The organism is Nocardia brasiliensis (assembly GCF_011801125.1).
GTDB classification, from domain to species: Bacteria; Actinomycetota; Actinomycetes; order Mycobacteriales; family Mycobacteriaceae; genus Nocardia; species Nocardia brasiliensis_C.
This window is the reverse complement of sequence record NZ_CP046171.1, coordinates 2,916,485-2,933,329: the sequence shown is the minus strand read 5'-3', so window position 1 is coordinate 2,933,329 and position 16,845 is coordinate 2,916,485. Positions and strand designations below refer to the sequence as shown.

The window sequence follows — 16,845 nt, the reverse complement described above, 5'->3', positions numbered from 1 at the left end:
GCGATGCGAGCGCGCCGATCGGCATCCCCTGACAGTTCCGAGACGAGGAGCGGCGTGACAGAAGCAGCGTTCGACGTGGCCGGTTTGGTCGGGTACCACTACCGGGCCGACGACTACTACGAGGTCGGCCGGGAGAAGATCCGCGAATACGCGCGGGCGGTACAGGATTTCCATCCCGCGCACTGGAGCGAGGACGCGGCCGACGAGCTCGGCTACACCGGCCTGATCGCGCCGACCACGTTCATCTCGATCGCGGCCATGCTCGCCAACCGCAGGCTCTTCGAAACCGTGATCACCGGCTACGACGGGTTCGTGCAGACCGACCAGGTCTTCGAGATGTACCAGCCGGTGGTCACCGGCGACCGGCTGGTCGGCGACGTCGAACTCGAGGCGGTGCGCCGGGTCGCGGGCAAGGACCTGCTCACCGTCAAGAACACCTTCTCCGACCAGTCCGGCCGGGTCATGCAGGTCATGCAGGTCATGCACACCACGGTGGTCGGCCTCACCGCCGAAGACGTCGCCGACGGCATCGGCGCGGCGATCGAGCGGGTGATCATGCACGGCATCGAGGTGTTCGCCCGCATCACCGATTCCGCGCCGACGCCCGAGCCGCAGGCGAGCACCCCGGTCGCGTCGATTCTGTCCGATGTGAGCCGAACCAGGTTGCCGCACACCGCGCTTCGATTCGAAGACCTCGCCATCGGCACGGAGCTGCCCGTCCGGACCACCCGGCTCACGCGCGGCGACCTGGTGAACTACGCCGGGGTGGCCGGTGACGCCAACCCGATCCACTGGCACGACGACGTCGCCGCACTCACCGGACTGCCGGACGTGATCGCGCACGGCATGCTCACCATGGGCCTCGGCGCGGGCTTCGTCACCGGCTGGCTCGGCGACCCGGGCGCGCTGACCCGCTACGGCGTCCGCCTGTCCAACTACACCGTCGTCGCGGCCCGCAACGTCGGCGTCATCGAATTCACCGGCCGGGTCAAGTCGCTGGACCCCAAGACCCGCAGCGCCGTCATCGCGATCATCGCGAAGTCGGGCGGGCGCAAGATCTTCGGCCTCGCCACGGCCGAGGTCCGCCTCCGCTGACCCGCTCAGTCGAGCACGACGAGCCGCGTCCCCGGCAGCAGCCGCGAGGGCGACAGGCCGAACATGGTGTGGAACGTGTCGGTCAGGTGGGAGGGACTGGCGAAGCCGGCTGCCATGGCGGCGGTGGTCAGGTCGGTGCCCTTCGAGACGGCCCGCCCGACCGAGAGGACGCGCGCCCAGAGCCGGTAGCGGCGAAAGCTGGTACCGGACTGGGCGGCGAACAGGTGCAGGAAGCGCGAGGTCGAAAGGTGGGCTCGCGCGGCGAGTTCCGCTGCCGAGCCGGCTCCGGCCGGATGCGCGAGCAATGTCGCGGCGGCGCTCGCCATGTGGGTCCGCTAGCCGACGGTGTCTTCTTGCGGGGCAAAAACTTTCATGAGCCCCGACCGATCGAGCTTGCCGCGCGGCGTGCGCGGCAGGCGGTCCAGGACGCGGACCTGCACCGGAATGCTCGGGCTCGGCAACGTGGCGCGCAGATGCCGCCAGATCGCGTCCAGACTCGGCGCGTGCGCGCCGAGGACGATCGCGGCGGCCGGGGCCTGCCCCATCCTGGCATCGGGGATGCCGACGCACGCGGCCTCGCTGACCCCGGGCAGTGCGGTGAGTGCCGCCTCGATGGCGGCGGGTTCCACGTTCAGTCCGGCCCGGATCAGCATCTCGCTCTCACGACCGAAGAGCCACAGGCGATTTCCGCGCACCGCGCCGCGATCGCCCACCGACATCCAGCCGTCCACCGGACCGCCGACGATCCCGTCCTCGGTGAGATACCCGTCGAAAAGCATGTCGCTGCGGACGAATACCAGGCCGTCCCTGATCTCGGCGTCGACGCCGTCGAACAGCTCGCCGACCGAGTTCTCGTCGGCGGCGCCGAGCCCGCGATCGAACGACACGAAGCTCAGCTCGGACGCGCCGTAGAAGTGCACCAGCGTCGCGTTCGGCAGCACCGCCCGCAGCGCCTGCCTGCCGGGGCGCGGCCAGCGCGCCGCCGAGGAGAGCACCTCCCGGACGCCGGGCAGCGCCGCGGTACCCGAGCGCACCACGTCCCAGGCGATGGTCGGCACCGAATACAGGTGTGTCGCACCGTCGTTCAGCGCGGTCATGACCGGGCGCAGATCCACCGTCGCGCCGCGGGTGAGCGCGTGCAGCGCCCCGTACAGAAAGTGGGTGTGATCGAGCACGCCGGGCGCCGCGACCCGGTCGCCGGCCCCGATGTCGAAGGTGGCGTCGGATCGGTCGAGGGTGCTGGCCCAGGAACGTTGGTCACGGACGAACAGCTTCGGCGCGCCGGTGGTACCGGAGGTGATGCCGACCAGCAATTCCGTCTCCGGGCGCGCCCGTCCTGACGGGCCGGACCCGGCCAGCTCGGCCGCGGTCCGGATGGGACCGGCGAAACCCATCTTCCGCAGCCGCCGGTGCTGCCCGGCGGCGGCGACCACCGCACCGGGTTTCGTCAGCGCGAGCACCCTGGTCAGCTGGTCCGGCATCAGGTGCCGGTGCAGCAGCACGACGCTCACCCCGCTGTAGCACGCCGCCGTGACGACAACCAGTGACTCGACATCCGAAGTCGGCAGCACGGCAACACGATTCATGCCGTGCAGCCCCGCGGCGGTCCGGACGACCCGATCCCAGAACTCTCCGTACCCGACCCGTTCGCTACTGGACTCGATCGCGATCGCTGCCCCGGCAGCGGCGACACGGCCCGCGATCCGCGCGGCGAGCAGCTCACTCATCGTCGACTCCTCTCGCGGCCAGTGCCTCACCCATGGCGTCGGCGGTGCGCAACGCGCGCACCAGTACCGGCGTGGCCAGCGCCGTCATCGACCACTGCAGGCCCCTGGCCCGGCGCGCCTCGGCCACCTCGTGCACGATCCCGGCCAGCAACGGCACACAGCGGATGGCCAGCGCCAGCAGCAGTCCGACCCGTTCCGGATCGATGCCGACCCGGCGCAGCGGCCCCAGCGCCCTGGTCACGGTATCGAGCAGGTCGCTCACCCGGGTGGTCAGCGTGACCAGCGCCGCGAGCGCCACCGAGATCAGCAGCACACCGCACACCACCACCGCACGGGCCGGCGAGGTGATCAACACCTGAAACGCCGCGATGATCAACAACATCCACACCACGGGCCGCAGCTGCGCCACCGCGACGCGCCACGGGATGCGTGCCAGCGCGAACAACCCGGCCACCACGAGCCCGGCGATCCCGACCTGAATCGGGTTGCGCGCCAACACCGTTGCCGCGACGATGGCCGCGATGAGCAGCAGCAGTTTCGCGCCTGCGGGCAGCCGGTGCAGCAGCGAGTTCCCCGGCCGGTACAGCCCGATCATTCGACCAGCGCCCGGTAGGCGGGTACCGCCGCCGCGGGGGTTCCGTCGAAAGCCACCAGCCCGTCGTCGATCACGATGACCCGCTCGAATCCGTCCAGCAGCGCGAGCTGATGGGTCACCACGATCACCTGCTGGTCGATCGCGTCGAGCGCGTCGGCGACCACCCTGGCATTGCGCAGATCGAGCAGCGTCGTCGGCTCGTCCGCGATGATCACCTGCGGCCTGCGGATCAGCACCGCGCCGATGGCCAGCAGCTGCTTCTGCCCGCCGGACAACAGGTGCGAGGGATGGTCGGCGTGCTGGTCCAGCCGGAATCGCAGCAGCACCTCGCGCACGCGCGCGGCGACCTCCTGCTTGCTCAGCCCGGATCGGCGCAGCGAGAACGCGAGATCCTCGGCCACCGTCGGCATCACGATCTGGGTGTCGGGATCGGTGAAGACGAAGCCGACCTTGCGCCGCACCTGTGCGCCCTTGCGCGCGGCGTCCACGCCGTCGACGGTCACCGTGCCCGAGGTGGGCGTGAGCAGGCCGTTGATCATGCGCGCCAGCGTCGATTTGCCAGACCCGTTCGCCCCGATGATGCCGACCCGGCGCTCGGTGATGCGCAGGTCGATGCCGCGCAACACTTTTCGCTCACCGAAGGCATGACCGACGTTGTCGAACACGATCTCGGTCATGACGCCCGCTCCACCAGCATCGCGATCCCCTGCCCGCCGCCGATGGCGCAGGCCGCGAGTCCGAGCGCCGGGCCGTCCGGTCGCAGCATCTGAGCGGCCAAGCGCACCAGCAGGATCGCGCCGGAGGCGCCCCAGGGATGCCCCATGGCGATCGCACCGCCCTGCGGGCAGATCCTCGCCTCGTCGAGGCCGAGTTCGTCCGACACGGCGAGCACCACGGACGCGAACGCCTCGGTGATCTCCACGATCTCCAGGTCCGCGATGCCGACACCGGTGCGCCGCAACAGCTTCCGGATCGCGGGCACCGGACCGAGCCCGGGCAGCGCGGGATCGGACCCGGCCACCGCTGACCCGAGGACGCGCAGCGCGGGCAGTCCGGCCGCACCGGCCTCGGTGGTGACCGCGACCACCGCGGCGCCGTCGGAGATCCCGCACGAGTTGCCCGCGGTGGCCGTCCCCTCGGCGCCGAAGCTCGGTCGCAGCCGCGCCAGTCGCGCCTCGGTCATGCCGGGTCGAATCCGTTCGTCGCGCCGCACGTCGCCGATCGGCACCAGCTCGGCCGAGAAGTCCGCCGCCGCGGCCAGGGTGTGCGAGCGCGCCGCGTAGGCGTCCTGTCGCGCGCGGCTGATCCCGCGCACGCGCGCGAGCTCGTCGGCCGCGACACCCATGTCCGGGTCCGGAAATCCTTGCGGCGCAAAGGGAGCACGGGTGTAGCGCACCGGGTCGGCGCCCGCGACCGGCGGCCAGAACCGCCACGGCGCGGTGCTCGCCGACTCCACACCGCCGGCCAGGACGAGCTCGTCGCCCCCACCGCGAACCCGCAGCGCCGCCTGCAGCACCGCGTCCAACCCGGACCCGCACTGCCGGTCGACGGTGACGCCGGGGACCTCGGTGCCGAGACCGGCCCGCAGTGCGGCGATCCGGGCCGGATCGCCGCCGGGGCCGAGACAGTTGCCGAGCACGACATCATCGATCGGCGTGTCCACGCCCCCGCCGCGCAGGGTCGCGACCACGTCCCGCAGCACGGGCGCGGCGAGGTCGGTCGTGGTCAGGGTGGCGAACCCGTGCCCGGCGTTGCCGATCGGTGTGCGCCGCGGCGCGACGATGACGGGTCGACGGTTCATGCCAGCAAGTCTTTCAGCTCACCCCGAGCCACCTTGCCGGCAGCCGTACGCGGTAGCTCCGGCAGCGGCACCCAGCGCCGCGGCATCGCCTCCTTCAGCAGGACCCGGCGGGCCTGCGCACGCACCGCGGCAATCTCCACATCGCCATCGAGCTGCACTGCGGCCGTGACGATTTCGCCGAGCACGGCATGCGGCGCGCCGATCACCGCGACGGCGACGACCCCGTCGATCGCGCCGAGCACCCGCTCGACGTCCTCGGCGAGCACGGTGGTGCCGCCCACGTTGATCGCGGACGTGCCGCGGCCCCGGACCGTGAGCGCGCGCTCGGGCCCGAGCTCCGCGAGATCGCCGACGCCGAACCATTCCGGCGCGCCCAACACCCGATACGGGGTGCGCACGTAGAGCAATCCGTCACGGATCTCGGCCTCGACACCGTCGAGCAGGCGCAGCGGCTGCGGCACGCGCCGGGCCGCGACGAGCGACACCTCGGCCGAGCCGTAGTACTCGATCAACTCGAGGCCTGTCGCCGCGGCACGCGCGCCCTCGTCCAGGGCGATCCCCGCGACGATCGCCGTGCGCAGCGCGGGCGCCGCACGCACCACCTCGCGCAGCACCGCGGGCACGGCGTGCACCACTGTGGCCCGTGCCGGATCATCGGTGACGCAGGCACCGAGCCACAGCGCGTGCAGCGCGCCGAACAGGTGCATGGTCGCGTGCAGTGGACCGGTGATGAGCACCCGATCCGCGGCGGTGACACCGGTGATCTCGGTGAACGCGGGAAAGCTGTCGTACCAGGAGGCAGCGGTCCTGGCCAGCGGCCGCGGCAGGCCGGTGGAACCCGAGGTCGTCACCAGAAGGAAAGCAGCGGCGGGCAGCTCGGAGCGGGTCGGGCGGGCGGCGGGGTTCTCGACGAACACCGGCACGCCGCGGCGCGCTGCCGCGCACACGCAGATCAGCGCGTCCGGCACCGGCAGTGTCGACGCGTCGTAGCTCATCGCATCGGGGCGCCGCGCGATCCACTGTTCGATCGCCCGGTCCAGTTCGGCGTAAGTGTAAGTGCGGCCGTCGAATTCGATGGCAGGCCGGGAACCGGAGCCACCGAGTTCCGGATCACGCACGGATCAGCCCGGGGTACGCGCGGTGCACGCCCTTCGCGACGACGGAGGCGACGACCGCCTTGGCCAGATCACCGGGAATGAACGCGAAATTGGTCGAGATCGCGTGCCGGACGTCGAGGTCGGTCCGCAGCAGCAGGCCGAGGGTGCCGAACAGGTAGATCACCACGAGTCCGCCGAGGGCGTTGATCAGCAGCCCGAGCACGATCGGGTACTTCGGCAGGATGCGCGCGGTGAGCAGGCCGATGACCAGCGCGGCGGGAACCCAGCCGATCAGATATCCGGCGCTCGGCCCGGACATCGCGGTCAATCCGGTGCGCCCGCCGGACAGCAGCGGCAGGCCGATCATGGTCAGCGCGATGAAGACCAGCACCGCGGCCGTGCCCTTGCGCGCCCCGAGCACCGCGCCCGCCAGAATCACGCCCAGCGTCTGCACCGTGATCGGCACGCCGCTGAATCCGACGGTGATGGCGCCGGGCAGGCCCATCGCCGCGATCAGCGCCGCGAAGACCGCGATCTGCGCCATGTCCCGCGCGGAAATACCGACCCTCGACCTCCGAGGGTCCTCGACACCGTCCACGATTTCCTCCGCTAGCGACTTGAACGACGTTCAAGATAGCAGGCGCCGCCGTGCACGGACGCGGGGTCCAGGTCCGATGCCTAGCCGCGCGCGCGGATGCGCGCCTGCACCTCCGGCCTGCGCAGCGGCGGCACCGACTTCGGCGGGACCTTACGGTCGGGCAGCTGCTCGAGCAGGCGGGTGGTGATCGCCGCGATCTCGGCGACGGCCGCGTCCACCGCGGGCTTGGTCGTGGCGGAGATGCTGGACAGGCCGCCGACCTTACGCACGTACTGCAGGGCCGCGGCCTGGATCTCCTCCGGTGTCGCGGCGGGTTCCAGCCCACGCAGGGCCGTGATGTTTCGACACATACCGCGAGGCTAATCCGCCCTACCGACACCGCGTGGCCCGAACGTGGCGCATCGGCGCACTCCCCGAAAGAACCGCATGTGGGCAGCGCTGATCCGGCCCCGCGCCGCGTTTCTGGTCGAGACGACCTCGGCCATGGACGAGGACTTGGAGTTCGCGCTCGAAAACGGCAGGCGACGGACGCGGTAGCGCCCGCCGCCGACCGGGTCTGGTCAGGATGCGGACGGCAGGCGCGCTCGATCGATCCGGATCAGCGGCAGCGTGATCGCCGCCAGCACCGCGCCGATCACACACACCGAGGTCAGCGCCGCACCGCCGCCGAGGGTGAGCGCCGCGAGTACCGGCGTGCCGCTGATGCCGAGCTGGAACGCCGACACCGTGGTCACCCCCGCGAGCGTCGGCGCGTCCCCCGCGATCGCGAACACCCGGCCGTACAGCGCCGGATTGAGCACAAACGCCGCGACACCGAGCAGGAACACCACCGGGACCACGATCCACACCCGCGTCATCGTCACCGCGAGCAGCATCGACAACAGCACGATCGCCCCCGCGCCCGCACCGAGGGCCAGGTGTGGCCGCCCATCGGCGATCCGGCCACCCACCGACAGCCCGAGGAAGGCGCCGACGCCGAACAGCGCCAGCACACGACGGACACGAATGGCTCTACGTCTGCACGGCCGGTTGCGGGTCCGGCTGGCCGAACACGATTTCGTCATGGGGCCGGGCGAAGCCGCGGAGTTCGACTGCCAGATACCGCACTGGTTCGGCGCGGCGGACAGCGCCGCCGTCGAAATCCTCAGTCTCTTCGGCAAACACGGCGAGCGGATACACACACGCGCCAGGACCCCTGGCCGCGCTTAGTCGCTCGCGCGCCGCCACCATGCCAGGAACTGCGCGAGCGCGGGGGTCTCGGCCTCGCCCAGCCACGCCAGGCGGATGGAGATCCGCGGCGGGTTCGACCGGAACGGGATGACGCAGATGTTCTCGTGCGCGATCCGGGTGGCCCGCTTACGGTCGAGCACGCTGATGCCGGTGCCGGTCGACACCGAGTCGAGGACCTGTTCGGCGTCGGATTCCTCGGCGACCAGATTGGGGGTGCGATCGCCCCAGATATGGGTGACCAGTTCGTCGTAGAACTCCGGGCCGGTGTGGCGGGACCAGAGCACGATCGGCTCGTCGATGATGTCCGCGTTCTCCACGGTGGCGCGCCCGGCCAAGGGGTGCTCGCGCGAGACGACCACCGCCGCCTCCTGCATCCCGATCAGATGCGTGTGAATTCGCGGATACGCGATATTTCCCCGCACGAATGCCACGTCGATCTCCCCCGATTCGAGCAGATCGAGATTCCACGAGGTCCACCCGGTAATCGTGGACACCGTGATATCGGGAAATTCCTTGCGGAATGCCCTGATGCGCTGGGATATATCGCTGTCGGAGCCCGATCGGGTGAACGCGACCTTCAGCTCGCCTCTAGTGCCGCTGGCTCGCGCCCGAACCTCGCGCGCCAACTCGGCGGCCGCGTCGAGCAGTTGCTGCGCGCCCGCGCGCAGCGCGACACCGGCCGGCGTCAGCACGAAAGAACGGCCACTACGCGTGAGAAGCTCCACCCCCAGCTCCCGTTCCAGCGCCTTGACCTGCTGCGACAGCGCGGGCTGGGTGATGTGCAACGCATCGGCCGCCCGCCCGAAATGCTGGTGCTCGGCGACTGCCAGAAAGTAACGAACCCGGCGCAGATCGTCCACGCGGGTCAGCCTAGCCAGATAAGCAGACCTTATCAATCGGAAGTAAAAACGTATTGGACCGGCCGGTCTCGGTACCCCAAGACTGTAGCTACCGATCAGTCCACGCCCGCTACCGCGAAAAGGTGTTCCGATGCCTACGACAGTCGCCACCGCCATTGCCGAGAGTCTGCGTGCCAGGGGAATTACCGAATTCTTCGGGCAGAGTCTGCCTTCGCTGCTGGTTTTGGCCGCCGAGGATCTCGGCATCCGTCAGATCGTCTATCGCACCGAGAACGCGGGGGGCACGATGGCTGACGGATTCGCGCGGGTATCGCGACATTGCTCGGTCGTGGTGGCGCAGAACGGCCCCGCCGCAACGCTTCTCGTGCCGCCGCTGACCGAGGCCGCCAAGGTGTCGATTCCGGTGGTGGCGTTCGTCCAGGATGTGCCGACGCCGCTGCGCAACAAAAACGCGTTCCAGGAGATCGACCACCAGAGCCTGTTCGCCGGGTGCTGCAAATGGTTCGACCGCTTGGACGATCCGGACCGGGTGCACGAATACCTCGACGCCGCCTTCCGCGCCGCGACCAGCGGCAGGCCCGGTCCCGCCGTGCTGATGCTGCCCAAGGACATTCTCGATCGGCCCGCTCCCCCGGTCCCGACGGCGCATCTGCCCGGACCGCCGGAGTTTCCCCTCGATCGGGTACGCCCGCCCGCGGCCGCGGTCCGCAGCGCGGCCGAACTCCTGGCCCGGGCCCGGCGACCGCTGGTGGTCGCGGGCGGCGGCGCGATCGCCTCCGACGCGGGCGCCGCGCTGGCCGAGCTGAGCGAGCTGGCCGCACTCCCGGTGGCGACCACGCCGATGGGCAAGGGCGCGCTTGCGGAGAGCGCTGAACTCAGCATCGGGGTGATCGGCAATTACATGGGCCCGCACGGGGTTTCGCACGGAATGCGGGACTGGATCGCCGGTGTCGACGTGGTGCTGTTCGCGGGGTCACGCACCAACGAGAACGGCACCGACGGCTGGACCCTCTTCCCGGACGACGCCACCTACATCCACCTCGACATCGATCCGGCCGAGATCGGGCGCAACTATCCGTCGCTGCGCCTGGTCGGCGATGTCCGGGCCGGCCTGGACGATCTCACCGCGGCGCTGCGCGAGCTCGACCTGAGCGAGCGCGGCGCGGGCCGCGCCGGCGTCGTCGCGGAGATCGCCAGGTCACGGGCCGAATTCGAGATCGCCACCGCCGCCGTGCGCACCGCGACCAGCGAGCCGCTGCGCCCGGAGCGGGTCGCCGACGAGATCAGCGCCCTGCTGCCCGAGGACGCCATCGTGGTCGCCGACGCGAGCTACTCCTCCATCTGGGTGGCGAACTATATCCGTGCGGGCAGCGGCGAGCAGCGGTTCCTGCTGCCGCGCGGCATGGCCGGACTCGGCTGGGGGTTGCCGCTGGCGCTCGGCGCGAAGGCGGCCCGGCCCTCGGCACCCGTGCTGTGCGTGGTCGGCGACGGCGGGTTCGCGCACTGCTGGTCCGAACTCGAGACCGCGGTGCGCGAGCAACTCGACGTCGTGGTCGTGGTGTTGAACAACGCCATCCTCGGCTTCCAGAAGCACGCCGAAATCGTCCAGTTCGGCAGGCCGACCACGGCCGTCGAACTGGGGCACGTCGATCACGCTCAGATCGCGATCGCGTGCGGCGCACGTGGTCAAACCATCCACAACGACGTGGAACTGCGCGAGGCCCTGTCCAAGGCGATCGTCGACCCGACGACCACCGTCCTGGACGTCATCACCGATCCCAACGCCTATCCACCCATCACGGGCTGGGATACCGCCCAGGCGTTGACAACTCACCTTGCACATCAACAGTCCCACTGAACCGAACGCAGCACCTTCGAGACGACGGAGATTCTCATGGCTTTCGACTACACAGCCCATTTCGAGAGAAAGATCGACGACATCCGGTCCTCGGGTCAATACCGGACCTTTGTGGAAATCGAACGCCTGGCCGGACGCTTCCCCCAAGCGGTGCACCATCATCGCGACGGCCTGCGCGAGATCACGGTGTGGTGTAGCAACGACCACCTCGGCATGGGACAGTTCCCCAAGGTCGTCGAGGCCATGCACCGCTCGATCAATCGCTCCGGCGTCGCGGCGGGCGGGTCGCGCAACATCTCCGGCAACAACCACACCCACATCCTGCTGGAACGTGAAGTGGCACAACTGCATCGCAAGGAAGCGGGCCTGACGTTCATCACCGGGTACGCCGTCAACGACGCCGTGCTCGGCGTGCTCGGCAAGCATCTGCCGGGGGTGATCTTCTTCTCCGACGAGCAGAACCACGCGTCGATGATCCTCGGCATGCGCGCCTCGCGCGCCGAGCGACAGATCTTCCGGCACAACGATCCCGCCCACCTCGAGGAATTGCTCGCGGCCGCCGACCCGGACCGCCCCAAGGTGGTCGCCTTCGAGTCCATCTACTCGATGGACGGCGATATCGCACCGATGCCCGAATTATGCGCCGTGGCAAAGAAATACGGCGCACTGGTGTACGTCGACGAGGCGCACTCGGTCGGCATGTACGGTCCGGAGGGCTCGGGCATGGCGGCGCAGCTGGGCTGCGCGGACCAGGTCGACCTGTTGATGGGCACTTTCGCCAAAGGCTACGGCACCCTCGGCGGCTATCTGACCGGTCCGGCCGCGATCCTCGACGCGGTGCGCAGCTTCGCGCCCGCGTTCATCTTCACCCTCGCCATGCCGCCCGCCCTCGCGGCCGCCGCGCTGGCCAGCGTGCGGCACCTGCGCGAGTCCGACAACGAGCGAATCCTGCTGTACCACCGCGCCCAACTGCTACAGGGCCTGCTCATGGACGCCCAGATTCCCCTGGTGTCCACCGAAAGTCACATTGTTCCCGTTCTCGTAGGCGATCCGCACAAATGCAAACAACTGGCCGACATCCTGCTCGAAGAACACCACCAGTACGCCCAGCCGATCAACTTCCCGTCGGTCGCCCGGGGCACCGAACGCCTGCGGATCAACCCCTCACCGGTGCACAGCCCCGCCGCGGTGCACAAGTTCGCCGAGATCATCGATTCCGTCTGGTCGCGGCTGAACCTGCCCCGCAGGCCCGCTCGCCCCGTCGCCGCGCTCGACACGCTGGAGAAGGTCTCGGTATGACCGTCGAGACGCGGCCCACTCGACCCCGGAACCCGCATCCGGTGGCGGACGCTGAGCCCCCAACGCCGTGGGCTCAGCACGTCCTGCTCTATGCGGCGTTCTTCCTGATGGGCGCGGAGATGTATCTGGTGGCGCCGATGCTGCCGGAGATCGCCGAGTCGCTGCACGCCTCGGTGGCCGCCTCGGCCACCATCGTCACCGCCTATGTGCTCGTCTACGCCGTCGCCGGGCCGCCATTCGGCATCCTCGCCGATCGCTACCCGCGGCGCTGGTCGATCCTGCTCGGCTCGCTGGTGTTCATGCTCGGCAATCTGGCCTGCGCCGTGGCGGGTTCGCTGACCATGCTGGTCGCCGGGCGCGGGATCACCGGCCTCGGCGCCGCGATCGCCGCACCCGCGATCTGGGCCTACCTCGCCGAACGGACGCCGCAGCACCAGCGCGGCCGGGCGATCGCGCTCGGCGCGAGCGTCTATTCGCTCGGTCAGGTCCTCGGCGTCCCGCTCGGCGCGGCCCTGGCCGCGCTCACCACCTGGCGGTGGCCGTTCCTGGCCGTCGGCCTGTTGATGCTGGTGACCTCGGCCGTGCTCTACGCGCGGCTGGATCAGTTGCCCGTCCGCGGGCAGTCGCGCGGCCTGCGCGCCCTGCTCGCGCCGTGGCAGCAGCCCCGAATTGGCCTGGGGCTCATCGCCACTCTGTTCCTGCAGGCCGCGCGCCTCGGCGCCTACACCTTCGTCGGCGTGCTCTATGCGCAGCGGTTCGGCTTCAGCCTCACCCAGCTGGGATTCGTCGGCCTGCTCGTCGGCGCCGGGTCGCTCGTCGGATCACTCAGCGCCGGAACGATTCTCGACCGACTGCACCGGTTCGGCGGCAGTGGCGTCTGGGTCTCGGTGCTCGCCGCGGTGGCGTTCGTCCCCTGCGCACTGGTCGCGCTCACCAGTCACCAGATCATCGTCGCCCTGGTCGCTTTGACCCTCTGGTGCGTTTTCGGCGGTGCCTTCTACTCCAGTCAGCAGGCCTATCTGTCCTCCGCCGACCCGACCCAGCGCGCCTCCGTCGTCGCCTGGAACAACTCGATGATGAACGCGGGCATCGCCGTCGGCACCACGCTGCTCGGCGCACTCACCGTCGGCGGCACGCTGTTCGCCTGCGGTACCGCCGTGCTCGGCATCGTCGCGGCCGTGGTGTCGGCCGCTCTGCTCGCACTCCTTCGAAAGGACCGTCAGCCAGCATGATTCCCGCCTCCGCCGCCGTGGCCCCCAACCGGGCCGCCCTCCCTGTCGCCGCATGGGCCCTCGGTCCCTACATCTACGACGCCGACGGAAAAGACTATCTCGACGGTTCCTCCGGGGTGCTCAACGTCAATGTCGGCCATGCCCACCCGACCGTGCTGCGCGCCGTCGAAAACCAGCTCCAGCAGCTGACTTTCGTGCACCGCACGCAGTTCCGCAACGAGCCTGCCCGCCAGCTCACCGAGCGGCTGCTCGCCATCGCGCCCGCGGGCACCGCGGCCATCGAGTACAGCAACTCCGGGTCCGAGGCCAACGAGTGCGCGCTGCGACTGGCCTTCGCCTGCCAGCATCGGCGCGGGGAAACCCAGCGCACCGTCATCCTGTCCGAGGAGCCCAGCTATCACGGGATGACCGCGGCCGCGCTGTCGATCACCGGCAGCCCGAACAAGCGCGACGCGTCGGTCGAGGCGTTGCTCGGCACACCGGGCACGAACCGAATTCTGGTGCGGCCCAAGCCGGGACGGCGGCGGGCGACGCACGAGGAGTGGGCTCAGGCCATCCTGAGTGTCGGGCCGTCCAAGGTCGCGGCCATCGTCATCGAGCCGCTCGGCGGCGCCTCCTCCGGCGCCGCCCCGATCGACGTGGAGACGATGCACTGGCTGCGCCGCGAGACGCAGAACAACGGCATCGTGTTGATCGCCGACGAGGTCATGTCCGGCTTCGGGCGCACCGGAAAGTGGTGGGCGTGCGACCACGCCGCCATCGCACCCGACATCCTCACCTCGGGCAAGGGCGTCACCGGGGGCTACACCAGCCTGGCGGTGACCATGGTCTCCAGCACGGTGACCACCGCGATCGCCGAGCCGCTCGGCCCGATCGCGCTGGGCCACACCATGTCCGCGAACCCGCTCGCCTGCGCAGCGGCCAACGCCGTACTCAGCGTGCTCGAAGACGAGTCGCTGCTGGACAACGCCGCCGAGACCGGTGCGCTGCTCGGCGCCGAGCTGGCCGCGCTGTGCGGGCACTATCCGGAGTTGCTCTCCGATCAATCGGGCATCGGCCTGATGCGCGCGCTCCATGTGCGACCGGGCCAATCGGCGGACACCAACAAGCGAATCGTGGCCGCCGCCAAGGAGAACGGGCTGGTGCTGTGCTCGGCGGGCATCGGCGAGACAACCGACTCGGTGCTCGTCGCACCGCCGCTTAACAGCACACCTGGGATCATCGAGGAACTGGTAGAGCGCCTGGACAAGACGCTCGCGGCGGTCGCGGCCGAACTCCGTCCCTGACCTACGATACCCGGAACCGGTTGCTGGACAACCGGTTCCGGGTATCGAGCCGTCTGCCTCACCGACAAGAGGCACCCGACGATGCGTGCCGTGCCCGACGGGCAGGCGCACGCCCCACAAGCAACGGGCAACGGGCAACGCTCACCAGAAACCGGTCGACCAGCCCCCTGGCCGTCACCGCCCGAATTCCCCGACGACGGGCACCAGCAGGATCGCGCCCGCCGCCGCGGCTGGACCACGGCCTCGAAGATGCGCAACACCGGCGAGGCGTACACGACCGCTCCCTACGCGACACACGGTCCGCGCGGAGTTCACCGCGAAGCTGACCGATCGCATGCTGTGCCGCGCACCGCCCGAGTCAGCGCGACGACCTTCGCTTTTACATACTGGGCAGTATGCCGTTATCCCCTGTTGTCCAATCGAATTCGTGTCGTTACCATCCGAATTCAAAGGTAAATATCGGTAATTCTGCTGCGCACGGTCAGTTATCCGGCATACGATCTGAGCTGTTCGAAATACACTGCAGGGTAACCAGATTCACCAGCGTGCAAACCTAGTTCACGTGACCGGCGCATAGGCCGGCCGCCGGTCCGTTGTGCATAATCCGTGGACTCGAACGCTCCACCATCGAATGTCCCGGACAATTTTCGAGGTGAGGATCAGCCATGACCATGGAAATGTCCGCACACACCGAGACAACGGTGCGCAGAAGCCTCAGTACCGCCGCCGCGCACCAGTTGTCGACCACCACCAAGTCCGAGCCGCAGATGCAGGGCATCAGCTCGCGCTGGCTGACCCGCATGCTGCCATGGACGCAGGTCGACGGCGGTGTGTACCGGGTGAACCGGCGGCTCACGCACACCGTGGGTAACGGCGAGGTCGAGTTCGTCGTCGAGGGCTCGGTCGCGAAGGTGATCCCCTTGGAACTGCGCGAACTGCCCGCGTTGCACGACTTCGACGACGAGGAAGTGCTGCGCGCACTGGCCCGCCGATGCGAACAGCGGGAATTCGAACCCGGCAGCGTGGTGGCCGAATTCGGCAATCCGATGAATCAGGTCATGCTGATCGTGCACGGGAAATTGAACAAGCTCGGCTCGGGTGAATACGGCGAAAACACACTCCTCGGTATGCTGGCGGGCGGCAGTTTCTTCGGAGACCAGAGTCTCACGGATCCCTCCGCCATTTGGCCGGTCACGGTGAAAACGCAAACGAAAACCACCATGCTCGTGTTGTCCCGGCCCGCGCTGGAGGAAGTGCTCGACAACGCGCCCGCATTGCGGGACCACCTCGCTCAGGTCGCCGATGAGTCGGCACGACCGCAGAACAAGCAGGGTGAGGCAGCGATCGAGATCGCCTCGGGGCACAGCGGCGAGCCCGAATTGCTCGGCACGTTCGTCGATTACGAGACCAACCCGCGCGAGTACGAGTTGAGTTTGGCGCAAAGCGTGCTGCGCGTACACACCAGAGTCGCCGACCTGTTCAACGACCCCATGAACCAAATCGAACAACAACTCCGACTCACCATCGAAGCCCTCTACGAACGCCGCGAAAACGACCTCGTCAACAACCCCGACTTCGGCCTACTCCACAACTGCGACCTCAAACAACGCATCACCACCGAATCCGGCCCACCCACCCCCGACGACATGGACGAACTACTCAGCATGCGCCGCAGCACCAAACTCTTCCTCGCACACCCCAAAGCCATCGCCGCCTTCGGCCGCGAATGCAGCAAACGCGGCCTCTACCCCGACCCCATCGACATCGACGGCCACCGCGTACCCGCCTGGCGAGGCATACCCATCTTCCCCTGCGGCAAAATCCCCGTCACCGACACCGCCACCACCTCCATCCTCGCCATGCGCACCGGCGAAAAAGACCAAGGCGTCATCGGACTACACCAAACCGGCATACCCGACGAATACGAACCAAGCCTCAACATACGATTCAAAGGCATCGACGACCAATCCATCATCTCCTACCTCGTCAGCTGCTACTACTCCGCAGCCGTCCTCGTACCCGACGCACTCGGCATACTCGACAACGTCCTAGTCGCCCGGCGCGCCGACTGAGCGCACCGCGTCGCCCCGACCACCGGTCGAGCAGGCGCAGGCGCGGCTGTCACATCCGGCAATCGCTCGGGTCGCGTCCGCGCGAGCCCGAAGTC

General features: G+C 69.0%; 16 protein-coding genes and 1 pseudogene. 7 read left to right on the top strand and 10 right to left on the bottom strand.

Features of this window, described 5'->3' with window-relative positions; translation table 11 throughout:
• The first annotated feature begins 54 nt into the window (after nt 1-54).
• Nucleotides 55-1,095, top strand: a complete 1,041-nt coding sequence (locus F5X71_RS13390; protein WP_167462232.1) for a fused (3R)-hydroxyacyl-ACP dehydratase subunits HadA/HadB — start codon at nt 55-57, stop codon at nt 1,093-1,095.
• A gap of 5 nt (nt 1,096-1,100) precedes the next feature.
• Here F5X71_RS13390 and F5X71_RS13385 read toward each other — a convergent pair whose 3' ends face one another.
• From F5X71_RS13385 to F5X71_RS13345, 9 genes are all read right to left on the bottom strand, one after another.
• Nucleotides 1,101-1,421 (bottom strand): helix-turn-helix domain-containing protein, encoded by a 321-nt coding sequence (locus F5X71_RS13385; protein WP_238815873.1) that lies wholly within the window; start codon nt 1,419-1,421, stop codon nt 1,101-1,103.
• 9 nt (nt 1,422-1,430) lie between these two features.
• Nucleotides 1,431-2,822, bottom strand: coding sequence for an AMP-binding protein (locus tag F5X71_RS13380; protein ID WP_167462231.1), 1,392 nt, complete (start codon nt 2,820-2,822; stop codon nt 1,431-1,433).
• Nucleotides 2,815-3,417, bottom strand: coding sequence for an energy-coupling factor transporter transmembrane component T family protein (locus F5X71_RS13375; protein ID WP_167462230.1), 603 nt, complete (start codon nt 3,415-3,417; stop codon nt 2,815-2,817). Before F5X71_RS13375 ends, F5X71_RS13380 begins: the two co-directional genes overlap by 8 nt.
• Entirely contained in the window at nt 3,414-4,094 is a 681-nt protein-coding gene (locus F5X71_RS13370; RefSeq protein ID WP_167462229.1) for an energy-coupling factor ABC transporter ATP-binding protein, read from the bottom strand. The genes F5X71_RS13375 and F5X71_RS13370 overlap by 4 nt, the downstream gene beginning before the upstream one ends.
• Nucleotides 4,091-5,218: a thiolase family protein gene (locus tag F5X71_RS13365; RefSeq protein WP_167462228.1), complete on the bottom strand. Its 1,128-nt coding sequence runs from the start codon at nt 5,216-5,218 to the stop codon at nt 4,091-4,093. The genes F5X71_RS13370 and F5X71_RS13365 overlap by 4 nt, the downstream gene beginning before the upstream one ends.
• Complete coding sequence (locus tag F5X71_RS13360) at nt 5,215-6,336, bottom strand: class I adenylate-forming enzyme family protein (protein ID WP_167462227.1); 1,122 nt, start codon at nt 6,334-6,336, stop codon at nt 5,215-5,217. The genes F5X71_RS13365 and F5X71_RS13360 overlap by 4 nt, the downstream gene beginning before the upstream one ends.
• Nucleotides 6,329-6,913 (bottom strand): biotin transporter BioY, encoded by a 585-nt coding sequence (locus tag F5X71_RS13355; protein WP_174817057.1) that lies wholly within the window; start codon nt 6,911-6,913, stop codon nt 6,329-6,331. The genes F5X71_RS13360 and F5X71_RS13355 overlap by 8 nt, the downstream gene beginning before the upstream one ends.
• An 80-nt stretch (nt 6,914-6,993) precedes the next feature.
• Complete coding sequence (locus F5X71_RS13350) at nt 6,994-7,263, bottom strand: DUF2277 domain-containing protein (RefSeq protein WP_167462225.1); 270 nt, start codon at nt 7,261-7,263, stop codon at nt 6,994-6,996.
• 210 nt (nt 7,264-7,473) lie between these two features.
• The gene (locus F5X71_RS13345) at nt 7,474-7,905 is read right to left on the bottom strand and encodes a hypothetical protein (RefSeq protein ID WP_238816098.1); all 432 of its coding nucleotides are present in this window, start codon (nt 7,903-7,905) and stop codon (nt 7,474-7,476) included.
• On the opposite strand from F5X71_RS13345, the pseudogene F5X71_RS13340 reads away from it, so the two are divergent.
• Nucleotides 7,905-8,122: pseudogene (locus tag F5X71_RS13340) on the top strand (cupin domain-containing protein); the annotation flags it as partial. The gene F5X71_RS13345 and the pseudogene F5X71_RS13340 sit on opposite strands and share 1 nt — an antisense overlap.
• Here F5X71_RS13340 and F5X71_RS13335 read toward each other — a convergent pair.
• Entirely contained in the window at nt 8,119-9,003 is an 885-nt protein-coding gene (locus tag F5X71_RS13335) for a LysR family transcriptional regulator (RefSeq protein WP_167462224.1), read from the bottom strand. The pseudogene F5X71_RS13340 and the gene F5X71_RS13335 overlap by 4 nt on opposite strands.
• 130 nt (nt 9,004-9,133) lie before the next feature.
• Here F5X71_RS13335 and F5X71_RS13330 point away from each other — a divergent pair, with 130 nt between their 5' ends.
• The 5 genes from F5X71_RS13330 to F5X71_RS13310 all read left to right on the top strand — a co-directional run bounded on the left by F5X71_RS13330 (nt 9,134) and on the right by F5X71_RS13310 (nt 16,750).
• Nucleotides 9,134-10,861 (top strand): acetolactate synthase catalytic subunit, encoded by a 1,728-nt coding sequence (locus F5X71_RS13330; protein WP_167462223.1) that lies wholly within the window; start codon nt 9,134-9,136, stop codon nt 10,859-10,861.
• A 36-nt stretch (nt 10,862-10,897) separates the two neighbouring features.
• Nucleotides 10,898-12,160 (top strand): 5-aminolevulinate synthase, encoded by a 1,263-nt coding sequence (gene hemA / locus F5X71_RS13325; RefSeq protein ID WP_167462222.1) that lies wholly within the window; start codon nt 10,898-10,900, stop codon nt 12,158-12,160.
• Complete coding sequence (locus F5X71_RS13320; RefSeq protein WP_167462221.1) at nt 12,157-13,392, top strand: MFS transporter; 1,236 nt, start codon at nt 12,157-12,159, stop codon at nt 13,390-13,392. The genes hemA and F5X71_RS13320 overlap by 4 nt, the downstream gene beginning before the upstream one ends.
• Nucleotides 13,389-14,678 carry an aspartate aminotransferase family protein gene (locus F5X71_RS13315; protein ID WP_167462220.1) on the top strand — a complete coding sequence of 430 codons (1,290 nt, stop codon included), beginning with the start codon at nt 13,389-13,391 and terminating at the stop codon, nt 14,676-14,678. Before F5X71_RS13320 ends, F5X71_RS13315 begins: the two co-directional genes overlap by 4 nt.
• A gap of 665 nt (nt 14,679-15,343) precedes the next feature.
• Nucleotides 15,344-16,750, top strand: coding sequence for a family 2B encapsulin nanocompartment shell protein (locus F5X71_RS13310; RefSeq protein ID WP_167462219.1), 1,407 nt, complete (start codon nt 15,344-15,346; stop codon nt 16,748-16,750).
• Nucleotides 16,751-16,845: the final 95 nt, after the last annotated feature.